General features: G+C 36.6%; 9 protein-coding genes and 2 pseudogenes. 9 read left to right on the plus strand and 2 right to left on the minus strand.

What is annotated here, in order from left to right; translation table 11 throughout:
* From PVV57_RS10440 to lpxK, 8 genes and pseudogenes are all read left to right on the plus strand, one after another.
* Positions 1-127 (plus strand): annotated as a pseudogene (locus PVV57_RS10440) (DNA adenine methylase); the annotation flags it as partial.
* Between the two features lie 63 nt (positions 128-190).
* Positions 191-559 carry a helix-turn-helix domain-containing protein gene (locus PVV57_RS06825; protein ID WP_273783708.1) on the plus strand — a complete coding sequence of 123 codons (369 nt, stop codon included), beginning with the start codon at positions 191-193 and terminating at the stop codon, positions 557-559.
* A 105-nt stretch (positions 560-664) separates the two neighbouring features.
* A pseudogene (locus PVV57_RS06830) lies at positions 665-1024 on the plus strand (hypothetical protein); the annotation flags it as partial.
* A 1291-nt stretch (positions 1025-2315) separates the two neighbouring features.
* Entirely contained in the window at positions 2316-3647 is a 1332-nt protein-coding gene (locus PVV57_RS06835) for a TldD/PmbA family protein (protein ID WP_273719066.1), read from the plus strand.
* A complete protein-coding gene (locus tag PVV57_RS06840; protein WP_273719067.1) occupies positions 3634-4437 on the plus strand; it encodes a 3'(2'),5'-bisphosphate nucleotidase CysQ in 804 nt (267 codons plus the stop codon). The genes PVV57_RS06835 and PVV57_RS06840 overlap by 14 nt, the downstream gene beginning before the upstream one ends.
* Before the next feature lie 46 nt (positions 4438-4483).
* The gene (locus PVV57_RS06845) at positions 4484-4729 is read left to right on the plus strand and encodes a DUF4170 domain-containing protein (RefSeq protein WP_273719068.1); all 246 of its coding nucleotides are present in this window, start codon (positions 4484-4486) and stop codon (positions 4727-4729) included.
* Between the two features lie 1182 nt (positions 4730-5911).
* Positions 5912-7234, plus strand: coding sequence for a lipid IV(A) 3-deoxy-D-manno-octulosonic acid transferase (gene waaA / locus PVV57_RS06850; protein WP_273719069.1), 1323 nt, complete (start codon positions 5912-5914; stop codon positions 7232-7234).
* A complete protein-coding gene (lpxK, locus tag PVV57_RS06855; protein WP_273719070.1) occupies positions 7224-8264 on the plus strand; it encodes a tetraacyldisaccharide 4'-kinase in 1041 nt (346 codons plus the stop codon). The genes waaA and lpxK overlap by 11 nt, the downstream gene beginning before the upstream one ends.
* An 11-nt stretch (positions 8265-8275) precedes the next feature.
* Here the strand turns inward: lpxK and PVV57_RS06860 are convergent, their stop codons facing one another.
* Together PVV57_RS06860 and mutL are read right to left on the minus strand one after the other, a co-directional pair.
* Complete coding sequence (locus PVV57_RS06860) at positions 8276-8515, minus strand: DUF2093 domain-containing protein (RefSeq protein WP_273719071.1); 240 nt, start codon at positions 8513-8515, stop codon at positions 8276-8278.
* Positions 8516-8620: 105 nt separating this feature from the next.
* Positions 8621-10474 (minus strand): DNA mismatch repair endonuclease MutL, encoded by a 1854-nt coding sequence (mutL, locus tag PVV57_RS06865; RefSeq protein WP_273719072.1) that lies wholly within the window; start codon positions 10472-10474, stop codon positions 8621-8623.
* A 273-nt stretch (positions 10475-10747) separates the two neighbouring features.
* Here mutL and PVV57_RS06870 point away from each other — a divergent pair, with 273 nt between their 5' ends.
* Positions 10748-11836, plus strand: a complete 1089-nt coding sequence (locus PVV57_RS06870; RefSeq protein ID WP_273719073.1) for a 2'-deoxycytidine 5'-triphosphate deaminase — start codon at positions 10748-10750, stop codon at positions 11834-11836.
* The last annotated feature ends 323 nt before the right edge of the window (positions 11837-12159 follow it).

Below are 12159 nucleotides of genomic sequence, written 5' to 3' on the forward strand. Positions count from 1 at the left end.
TCTGAATGATTGTGATGCGGTTAGAGAGATCTTTAAGGATTTTGACTTTTTAGAAGTTGAGACTCTTTGGACAGCAGGTTTTGTCAAAAAAACGCCCCGAAAAGAACTCTTGATTCGTAATAATTGAAGAACTTTTCAAGAAGATTTGTTAGAATCAGAAGAAATATTTCTTCTTTAACAGGCTTTTTATATGGCTACATCTTTTGGTAAAATTTTACGTAAACTTCGCATTGATCACTCAGAACGCCTCTTAGATATGGCTAAGACATTAGGTATATCTGTAGCGTTTTTATCTTCTGTAGAAATTGGCAAGAAATCAGTACCGGTTGGTATGGAAGAGAAGATCATAGAGCTGTACGGTTTAGATCAAGAGAAGGCTTCATTGTTAAGAAAAGAAGCCTATGCATGTCGAAAGAGTTTTACAATCAAATCTTCAGACCCATTTCGTTGTGAAATTATTGGCATGTTTGTTAGAAACTTAGAGAATTTTTCACAAGAAGATTTAGCAAAACTAAAAAAATTTTTCGAGAAAATCGACGAAAAAAGAGTGCTCCTATAGAGGAATGTTGTAAAATCCTATTCCCCCGCTTTCATTTATGCATCCCTCATGTTCTAAAATATAAATAAAAACATTATATTATTCTCTATAAAATACACATCACGACCTTGCTGGGATCATGAACTTGAATGGGTAGAACTTTCTGGTGCTTTCAAAGAAGGCGCTGTAGGACGCATGAAACCTAAAAAAGGACCAACGGTAACTTTTACACTTGATAAAGTTATAAAAAATGCTTGTTTTTCTGATTATGCTAAACTCCCTCTTACACGCATGAGTTTTAATCATGAATATATTTGTTCAAAAAAATCTGATTCTTCAAATAACAAAATTCGTCATACTGTAACGATGTCTGGTTTACTTTCTCCTTTCTTTGGAATAATTATTGGATCAAAAATTAAGTTACATCTTCGTGCTGCGATGATTGAAATGAGCAGACGTGCTCTTACTGAAAATAAAACCATCTGATGTGTCTTCATAAAGAAGTTGATCTTTTAAAAAAGCTGCAGAAATTATAGCCTTGTTAGAATGAAATCAGTTATGAATATATCACAAATCAATGAGCTTTTGAGTTAGCTGTTGAAATCATGTCAAATCAGCTTACGGGATTAATTTTGCTCTAAGGGTTTTATAAAAGTCATTGGATTTTATTTTATCACACAAAAGCTTAAAAGATGATTTTTTCACTGAAAATAAGAAAATTGCAGAAGCTTATCGCTGCTCTTGTGAAGTTGTAGACCAATATGGTCATGATATTTGTTAGTTTCTAATGTTGCGATAGCTTTTATATTTAAGAGCATTCATAAGAGACATTTTATTTCTTCTTAAATAGTTGTAATTGACTCAACATGGATAGGTTTCTAATGGAGAGAATTTTATGATATTAGGCATCTTTGATGCAAATGGCAAAACAATAAATGATGATTATAAATCAAAGTGTTGATTGAAAAATTACAAGGGTAATTTTTTTGATCACTTTTCTAGAGAATATAGCTCTAAAAAACTCTAGAAGATAAAATAAGCATACACTTCATTCCCATAAAAATGAATCTTGTATCTATATATTTGGTTCAAATGTTTAAAAAATTGAATTTTTAAGATGTATAGAGATGTTCGGCTTCTACAAGTGTTTTTGTATCTGTTAAAACAATTATTGAGTGATAAGGTTTCCAGAACTAATTAAGTGAATGTGTTTATTACAAACTGAATTGAGAAATAGATAGAATGAAAGGAAATATTTTTTACGCTATTGATGTTTTGTTTCATTGACAAGATTACTGTTCTCTTATGAGAGAGCTTATAGAAGTAAAGAAATATCCAAAAAGATAAGTCGTTTTCTTGATTCTTTCTTGAGAATTAAAGAATGCTATAGGAATGAGGGAAGTTATTTGACACTCTAGAGGACAACAGGCGTGTGGTTTAGGTGGTTTTATGCTTTTTGAATTTTTGATGATTTTAACTTAAATCCAAATGTTATTGCTAAGTCTTCTATTGATTTACGAGGTTTTTTGTTGATCTGATTGTGAGTTGCAGATTTGGCTTTTAAAATGAAGGGTCCATGAGAAATCTTGAAACTAAAGAGATTTTACGACATATTACGTCTTTTCATAAAAGGGAAATGATTTAATGCATTAAAAGAAAAAGAATGCATGAGACATGCGTAATTTTATGAATGAACAAACAAGAATTATATTCTAATTTGTATGAATTTATCAGAGTGCGTATCAATGTAAATAATAAAATATTTTAGGGAGTTATAATGACTGACAAAAACCAGATTGAGAAAGCTGTTTCATTGGTTGAAGCGGCAAGGCGTTCTGGGGCGGATGCTGCTGATGCTGTTATTGTTTATGCACATTCCACCAGTGTATCTGTTCGTTTTGGGAAAGTCGAATCGACAGAAGCAGCCGAAAGCAATGATTTTACTTTAAGGGTTTTTGTTGGAAAAAAAGTAGCAAGTGTTTCTGCTAATTTAGCGTCTTATCCGCAAGAACTCGCAGAACGTGCTGTTGCAATGGCTAAAGCTTCTCCCGATAGTTTATTTGAAGGTTTGGCAGATAAAGAGTGTTTGGTTAAACATCCTAAAGATCTTGATCTTTTTGATGATTTTGTCCCAAGCAGTCATTTTTTAACAGAAGATGCTTTAAAAACAGAAGCGGCAGCTCTTGATGTTAAAGGCGTAAGCAATTCTGGTGGCGCTGCAACAGCTTATGGCCGTAGTGGGTTTATTCTTGTGACCAGCGATGGTTTTTGTGGAGCCTATCGCTCCAGTTGTTTTTCACGTTCTTGCAGTGCTCTTGCGGGGGAAGGGACACAGATGGAGCGGGATTATGATTATACAACAGCCTTACATTTTTCTGATTTAGAGGACGCAGAAACTGTGGGAAAGAATGCAGGGCTTGGTGCTGTTCGACGTTTGGGGGCAGTTCGTGCAGCAACAGGAGGTGTTGATGTTATTTTTAATCCGCGTACTGCTCGGGGAATTGCAGGGCATATCGCATCTATGGTCAATGGAGCTTCTGTGGCCCGTAAAACGAGTCTTTTACAGGACTTCTTAGGTAAGGCAGTGATGAAGCCTGATGTTAATGTAACCGATCAACCTTTGCGATTACGTGGCAATGCTTCTCATCCTTTTGATGGAGAAGGAATAGAGGGGCAAACACTTAATATTATTGAAAATGGTATTTTAAAAAATTGGCTTCTTTCATCATCTACAGCACGTGAATTGGGGCTTAAAACAAATGGGCGCGGTGTGCGTTCGGGATCATTGGTGCAGCCGACAAGTACAAATTTTGCTATTGAACCGGGTTTAGTATCCCCTTGCGATATGATAAAAGATTTACGAAGTGGATTTTATGTGACAGAATTATTCGGCCATGGTATTGATTTTATTACCGGTCAGTATAGTCGGGGTGCTTCTGGTTTTTGGATTGAAAATGGTGAAATTGCTTATCCGGTGAGTGAAGTAACGCTAGGTTCTGATTTGCTTCATATGTTAGCGCATTTAACACCGGCCAATGATATTGATCGGCGTTATGGTACAGCGGCTCCAACATTGTTAATTGAAGGGATGACACTTGCAGGAAAATAACACGCATCATTCTTCTGATTTAAATCTTTTGCGTGACGTTTGTCGAGAGGCAGGGGATTTAGCAATGCGGTATTTTGGATGCTCGTTGGATGTTTGGATTAAAGAAGGTGATTCACCGGTCAGTGAGGCAGATTTTGCTGTTGATCATTTTTTGAAAGAGAAGCTTCTTGGAGCACGTCCAAATTATGGATGGATTTCAGAAGAAACAAAAGATAATCGAGAACAACAAGGTTATGAACGCTACTTTGTGGTTGATCCTATTGATGGAACACGAGGTTTTCTTTCTGGCAGTCCTTATTGGTGTATTTCGGTTGCCATTATTGAGAATGGGCGTCCTATTGTGGGCGTTCTACAATGTCCAGCTCAAGGAGATGTTTATGCCGCTGTCACGGGGGGAGGGGCAACATTAAATGGGATAAAACTTCCTCGTTTAGCCTTTCAGGTTCATCGAAAGTATAAAATTTCGCTTGATAAATCCCTCGCACAAAAATTACCAGATGATTTTCGCAATAAAGTCAGTTTTTACCATTATCTTCCCTCTCTTGCTTATCGTATTGTCCTTGTTGCTCAAGATGAGATCGATATCGTATTAGTTCGTCCCAATTGTCATGAATGGGATATTGCTGCGGCTGATCTTATCTTGCAGGAATGTGGAGGGTGTTTTTTATCGCTTGATGCCCCTTTACTATCTTACGGAATTGAACCTTATCAATATGGCCTTTTAATTGCAGGTAAAAATAATTGCTGTGAGGATATGATAGATGTTGTTCGTCAAGCAAAGTTAGTTTAATCACATAAAAGCGCGCTAGAATTATCTGAATGATATGGAGGCACATATGACTAAAGCCAACGAGAAAAAACAATATTTGTATCTTGTATTTGGTGGTGAATTAAAAAATCTTAAGAGTAATCAGTTTAAGAATCCTGATGATTTAGATGTAGTTGGTATTTTCTCAAATTATCAATCCGCTCAAGAAGCATGGCAGGCAAAAGCGCAAAGCAGTGTAGATAATGCATTACAACGTTATTACATCGTAGATTTGCATCAGTTTCTTGATTCTGAAACAGGCGATGCAGAGTAAAGCTTGAATATTTGGTTATTATATCCGCTACCTCACGCTTGTTTATTGTGCTCTCTCATAAGCGTGTCCTTTAAGAAAAACAGAACGCTGTAAAACAAAATGCTATTATTGTTGTAAATTCTATATCCTTTCTTAAGAAAATATTTCTCAAGACGTCAAATCATTCATTTCAGAATGGTGTTCGTCGCAAGGTATAAAATCCGCCATTGTATCACCATCTTTACGCTTAGAATATTAATAATTACATTATTGTATACTTTGCAAACTCAAAATATTAGGATAAACTTTAGCACTTGAGATAGGGCATAAAAGGCATAGTTACCCCTTTTTTCAGTATTTTTTTACTCTACCCCCCCTCCAGCTGTCGTGTAGTGCGTAAGCAAAAAGTTTTGATTACTTTAACATAAGTTGGCTTTAAATGGAAGAACTTTACGATATTCAGGGGCAAGTTATGCAATGATAAATCATTATACATCAATATATTGCTTTGTTATGCGAATGTAGTGTGATTAAGTTTCTGGATTTGATGTCAGAGTACGTAAAAGAGTTCAAAAAAGAGGCAGTACATTTTAAAGCGCCTTTGGTAAAATAACTAGCATTGACTGATGGCAAGGTGGTTTTGCACAAGTTTTTATTGTGCAAGCAATGAGGTATATCCTTTTATTTATAAGATAAATTTATATGACCATTGCAAAGACACAAAGGTGATTATCATTCATTGATTATTGCTTTTTTGCAATAAGTAGTATCGTATGAGAATTTTCTTTGTTCTCAAATTGAGGAAGTTGTTGCTCTATTTTTCTTGGTTTTTCAAAGATAAATATATAATTTACAAAACAGGGTAAGCGTGATTGGAATAGAACAATATACAGCATATCATGTTTATAAAAAAATCTGAGTATTATTAACGTTTGAAATGCCTTTAAATCTGAGAAAAATATGGCTATGAATGTGGATATTTCATATGGAATAGTAGAGAAAGCTGGAACAGAGGCATTGTATAGTCAATGATCTGTCTATTCTATTGTATTTTGTGTATATGCTATTCTTATAGGGAAAAATGTTTTTTATCCAAGATACGGATGGTATGAAAAAAATATGGATGCAACCAATAGTGTTGATGAATTTTTAAACAAAATAAGCCTATAGATATCTCAAAACAGCTGGATGAGGTGATTTTAAATGGCAGAATTAAAGGCACGTACGGCTCTTTTAACCTATCGGATGATTGGCTTTTGCTTATGTCCTGTTATCCCTTTTTATTTGTTTTTTCGTGCTATCCGTGGAAAAGAAGAGTGGTGTCGCAAAAAAGAGCGTTTAGGTAAAAGCTCTCTTCTACGTCCCCAAGGTTCGTTAGTTTGGTTGCATGCAGCAAGTGTTGGAGAAACACTTGCGCTTGTTCCACTTATTAATCATATTTTATCATTAAAAATCAATGTGTTATTGACAACAGGGACCGTAACATCTTCCTCTCTTGTGAAAAAACATTTTGGTAATCGGTTGATTCATCAATATGCTCCTTTGGACTTAGATTTTGCAGTGCGCCGTTTTATTCGTCATTGGAAGCCTGATCTCGTTTTGATTTGTGAATCGGAAATTTGGCCTCTGCGTATTAAAGAACTTGCCAAAATGCGTATTCCGCAGATTTTGGTTAATGCCCATATGTCTGAACGTTCTTTTAAAGCTTGGCAAAAACGGCGCATTCTTGCCAAACATATTTTTAAGGATATTGATTTGGCGATTAGTCAGAATGAAAGAGATGCCATTTATTACCATACACTTGGCGTAAAATCTGTTACGTTTTCTGGTAATCTCAAGGCTGATGTTTTTTTGGTTGAAGATAAAACATTGCTGGCACGTTATCGTAATGCTATCGGCAATCGCCCAGTTTGGGCTGCTATTTCAACGCATGAAGGGGAAGAGGAGATTGCTTTTGAGGTTCATAAGATTGTTAAAAATTATTTACCAGATTTATTGACAATTATTGTGCCTCGCCATCCTGAGCGTTTAGAAGATCTTATCAAAAAATGTGACAATCAGAGTTTACGTTTTATTCGGAGAAGCAGAAATACTCTTCCAGATATGAATACCGACATTTTATGGGGAGATACGATTGGAGAAATGGGACTTTTTCTTCACTTATCGAAAGTTTCTTTCGTTGGTAAGTCGTTATGTGGAAAGGGTGGACATAATCCATTGGAATTGGCTTTGCTTGGCTCCGCTATTTTAACGGGGCCTCATGTTTCAAATTTTCAAGAGATATTTGAACAATTTTTAACGCGTGATGCAGCATGTATGGTTCAAGATACAAAACAGCTTGCGATTCAGGTGTATAAGCTTTTAACAAATGAAACATTGCGACAAGAAATGGTTGATAAGGCTCATGGGGTAGCAACAGGTATGGCCGGTGCACTTGAGCGCACATTAAAGATTTTAGATCCATTTTTACAACCCCTTGTCATACAAACTGGGTTACGTCAGCGTCAGGGTGGATATGCATATTAATGCCCCCCATTTTTGGTGGAAAAATAAAAGCTTTTTGCATTTTTTATTAGCTCCAGTTTCATGGGGATATGGTTATTTTTCACGTCGTATTATGACAAGACAACCTCCCGTGATTGATCTTCCGGTTTTATGTATTGGAAATTTTACATGTGGTGGTACAGGTAAAACGCCGGTTGTTATTGCTTTTGCCAAAGTGGCTAAAGAACTTGGTTTCGTCCCTGGTGTTGTATCACGGGGTTATGGTGGAGCAGTTAAAGGAGTGCATCTTGTAAATGAGAAATATGACACTGCACGCGATGTTGGAGATGAGGCCCTTCTACTGGCACGGCATGCTTTTGTCGCTGTATCGGCTAATCGTTATGCAGCGGCACAACGGCTGAAAAAAGAGGGATGTAATCTTATTCTAATGGATGATGGTTTTCAAAGCCGCCGCCTTTATATGGATTATGCATTACTTGTTGTTGATGCGATGCGTGGTTTTGGTAATGGAGCTGTTTTTCCATCAGGACCTTTACGTGTACCATTAAAAACGCAATTTTCTTTTATGGATAGCGTTTTATTGATTGGTCACTCAGATGCGCGTGATAATGTTGCTGTTCTTGTTGCACGTGCTGGAAAGCCTTTGCATCGTGCTCATCTTAAGGCAAGTGCCTCTGATGAGGTTGCAGGAAAAGCATTTTTGGCATTTGCAGGTATTGGAAATCCAGATAAATTTTTTCAATCCATTAAAGAATTGTCTGGTCATGTGGTGCAAACTTATACCTATCCAGATCACTATTTTTTCACTGATAAAAATTTAACAAGCCTTGTACAAAAGGCTCAAAAACACAATTTATGGCTTGCGACAACTGCTAAAGATTATATTCGTATACAGACAATTCATATGCAAAAAGATTTGAAAAATCTTATTGTTTTTGATGTGGATGTCGATTTTGTTCAAAAAGATTTCTGTCGTATGCTCCTTGAGGAGGTCATAACCCGCTTTAGAAAACGTTCCAGTGAATTTTCTTGCCTGAAAGGCAAAGGTTAAATTTATAGCTTTTAACCTTCTTCTTTTGTTTTTAACAATTGCTTGAGATATGGATTGCATTCAAGTTCACGGTGATAAGAAATTTCACAACTGGCATATGCTTCCTGGCGGTGATGATTCCAATATTTTAGATCATCTATAGGGATTTTTTGTCCGCTAACGGCACAAATAGTATAGGTTCCATATTCTACAATGTCATATCCATTATTAGAATAATGAACTTTTGCTTCGCATTCACCATTGGAAAACATTTTAGTTCCTTTTTACTTGAGATTATTATTCAAAAAATGCCATAAGTATATTATAAGGTCGAGAGTTAATTTAAAAATATTTTTCTTATCAAAATGGTTAAGCTTTTATTTTCTGCCAAAAAGCCGTTCTATATCTGCTAATTTGAGTTCAATATAAGTAGGGCGTCCATGATTACATGTACTTGTATTGGGCGTTGCCTCCATTTGTCGCAACAGTGTGTTCATTTCTTCGGGGCACAAAAGGCGCCCTGACCGTATTGAGCCATGACAAGCCATCGTTGCTGCGACATAATCAAGCATTGCTTTTAAATTGTTTGTTGTATCATACTCAGCCGCCTCATCTGCGAGATCTTTAATAAGGGCTTGTACGTTGATCTCTCCTAACATGGAAGGTGTCTCGCGTACAAGAATTGCACCAGGACCAAATGGTTCTATTCCTAATCCAAATTTTTGCAAAGCATCTTTGTGCGTTAAAAGGCATGTTGCATCCTCTTCAGAGAGTTCTACAATTTCAGGAATAAGTAATAATTGTGAAGGAAGTGGTTTGGCATAAAGTGCATTTTTGAGTGCTTCATAAACCAATCGTTCGTGCGCAGCATGCTGATCGACAATGATCAAACTATCTTGAGTTTGGGCAATAATATAGTTTTTATGGATTTGTGCTCTGGCTGCACCTAAAGGATAAGATAACTCCTCTGATGAGGGTATAGTGCTTGGAATGTAGGTAGCACCACTTGGTGTATTTAAGCCCTCCATAATAGGAGTGGCATCTTCTTTTAAACCAAAAGAGCTGGTACTATCCAACGGTTTGTGAACCATTGAAGCGGCGGAAAAATGATGAGGATGTGGGCTGTAAGAAGAGGATTGGTGAGCATTTTTAAAATTGCCCAAAGGTTGTTGTGTTAATGGTTTTTGTGTTTGAAAAGCTGCGAGCATTGCTTCAGAACGGGTTGAAGTAGGGCGAATACCAGATTGCTGCAATGCTTCACGAATTGCTCCAACGATTAAACCACGAATTAATCCTGGATCACGGAATCGTACATCAGCTTTGGCTGGATGAACATTAACATCGACATCAGCAGGTGGGAGATCAATAAAAAGAATAGCGACAGGATAACGATCTCGTGTCATGACATCAGCATAAGCGCCTCGAATTGCACTCCATAGAAATTTATCACGCACAGGACGCCCATTAACATAAGCAAATTGATGAAGGCTGTTATTTCGGTTGAAAGATGGCAAACAAGCAAACCCCGTTAAGCGCACAGATTCGCGTTCAGCATTCAGTGCGATGCTGTTAGGCGCAAATTCTTTTCCCATAATTTGGGTAATACGTTGTAATTGTCCTTGAGTATTATTTTCTGTCGCAGACAGTTCCATAGGTGTTCTATCTAGTCCTGAAAGAGAAAAGCGGATATGTGGAAATGCGATAGCAATTCGCTTAATCATGTCACTAATAGCATTTGTTTCAGCCCGATCAGTTTTCATAAATTTTAATCGTGCGGGTGTGACAAAGAAAAGGTCACGAACTTCAACAATTGTTCCCAGATTTGCAGCAGCTGGTTTGGGGCCTACAATTTTTCCTGCAGTAACAGAAATTTCAGCAGCATTCTCGGCCTCTTTTGTTCGTGAAATGAGTTTGAGTTTAGCAACAGAACCAATAGAGGGGAGGGCTTCTCCTCTAAACCCAAGGAAGCAGATATTGTGCACATCATCGGTAATTTTTGAGGTACAATGGCGAGAAACGGCTAAAGTTAACTGATCAGCCGGAATCCCACAACCATTATCACTTACCTTTATAAAATTTTTTCCACCATTTGCTGTAATAATTTCAATGCGCGTTGCACCAGCATCAATAGAATTTTCAACAAGTTCTTTGACAACATTTGCTGGCCGTTCAATCACTTCACCAGCGGCGATTTGATTAATAATATTTTCGCTAAGATGTCGTATAATCATCATAAATTCTAACAAGATTCTTAAGGAGTTTATAGAAAATTATGATAACATCATTTGTGCAACATTCAAGAATGAGAAGGTACGAGAGGTAATATTTCTAAACGCTTCTTATTTTTTTTGAGAGTGATTATACTAAATGTTTTTCATTATTCGAAGTATTAACAAATGACTTGGAGAAAATAGAAAAAATAATTTTTATCATCCTAAAATAGCTTGCACCAATTTATCATCTAGGTCAAAAAAGAAACAGTGTAAAAAGGGAAGGCAACATATATGGCGCGTATAAGCGGTATTTTAGCAGATAGTGATATACAAGCTTTGATTGATAATAATTTTCTGAAAGCTCAGAGCACGTTTGATAAATCTCAAATACAACCAGCAAGCCTTGATCTTCGTTTAGGGGAGAAAGCTTATCGTATACGTGCTTCCTTTATGCCGGGTCTTGATGCAAAAGTTTTGGATAAGCTTGAACGATTAAAGTTGCATGAGTTTGATTTACGAGATGGAGCTGTTTTGGAAACGGGGTGTGTTTATATCGTTCCGCTTTTAGAAAATTTGGCCTTACCAGAATTTTTATCTGCTATTGCCAATCCAAAAAGCTCGACGGGACGATTAGATATTTTTACACGGGTCATTACGGATAATGCTCAAGAGTTTGATAAAATTTGTGCTGGTTATCATGGTCCGCTTTATTTGGAAGTTAGTCCACGAACATTTCCAATTTTGGTGCGTACTGGCTCGCATTTATCACAGCTTCGATTTAGAAAAGGGCAAAGTTATTTAAATGAAATTGAGCTGCTTGCTTTGCAAAGGCAAGAAACACTGATATCGGATGATCTTCCTAATATTAGCGCTGGTGGTATTGGGCTTTCCATTAATTTAAAAGGAAACGAAAACGGGCTTGTAGGTTATCGTGCTAAACATCATACAAGTGTTATTGATATTGATAAACGTGCTACTGCCCATGTTTTAGATTTTTGGGAACCTCTTTTTGATCGTGGTCAAAGGGAGCTGGTTCTTGATCCTGATGAGTTTTATATTTTAGTTTCACGAGAGTCTGTTCATGTGCCTCCGCTTTATGCTGCAGAAATGACTCCTTTTGATCCCTTAGTGGGTGAGTTTAGGGTGCATTATGCAGGCTTTTTTGATCCAGGATTTGGGCATATGGAAGCGAATGGTAAAGGGGCAAGAGCGGTTTTAGAAGTGCGGAGCCATGAAGTTCCTTTTATCTTAGAGCATGGTCAAATTATTGGCCGTTTGGTCTATGAGCATATGCTTAATCGACCATCAACCCTTTATGGACATGATGTTGGATCACATTATCAAGCACAGGGTTTAAAGTTATCCAAACATTTTAAATGATTTGAAAACGACGAATTTTGATAAAATGTATGCAGGAAATGCATTTTAAGTAAGAAATTTGTTCTTCACAAAATCGGCACCATGCATTCTATTTTTAGTTTTAAAAGTTATGACTGCCCTTGCATTTTAGAGGATATGAGAGGAATTTTTACTTCTTTTTTAAGAGTTTTTATCCATGCAAGTTCCGTTTATGATGAGAAGAAGAATAGTTTCAATTGTTTCATCGTGAAAAGATCTAAAATGAAAGAGCTTTACTGTATTCAATTCTTATTCAATATGTCATGCATATGTATTATGATAATAAATCAATAAGTTAATAGAAT

Origin of the sequence: Bartonella sp. AU15XJBT, assembly GCF_028618615.1 — a bacterium.
Taxonomy (GTDB): Bacteria; Pseudomonadota; Alphaproteobacteria; order Rhizobiales; family Rhizobiaceae; genus Bartonella.

Bases quoted from the DNA above. Each gene is read 5' to 3' on its own strand.
- PVV57_RS06825 (WP_273783708.1), top strand. From the start codon at position 191: ATGGCTACATCTTTTGGTAAAATTTTACGTAAACTTCGCATTGATCAC.
- PVV57_RS06835 (WP_273719066.1), top strand. From the start codon at position 2,316: ATGACTGACAAAAACCAGATTGAGAAAGCTGTTTCATTGGTTGAAGCG.
- PVV57_RS06845 (WP_273719068.1), top strand. From the start codon at position 4,484: ATGACTAAAGCCAACGAGAAAAAACAATATTTGTATCTTGTATTTGGT.
- waaA (WP_273719069.1), top strand. From the start codon at position 5,912: ATGGCAGAATTAAAGGCACGTACGGCTCTTTTAACCTATCGGATGATT.
- lpxK (WP_273719070.1), top strand. From the start codon at position 7,224: ATGCATATTAATGCCCCCCATTTTTGGTGGAAAAATAAAAGCTTTTTG.
- PVV57_RS06860 (WP_273719071.1), bottom strand. From the start codon at position 8,515: ATGTTTTCCAATGGTGAATGCGAAGCAAAAGTTCATTATTCTAATAAT.
- mutL (WP_273719072.1), bottom strand. From the start codon at position 10,474: ATGATTATACGACATCTTAGCGAAAATATTATTAATCAAATCGCCGCT.
- PVV57_RS06870 (WP_273719073.1), top strand. From the start codon at position 10,748: ATGGCGCGTATAAGCGGTATTTTAGCAGATAGTGATATACAAGCTTTG.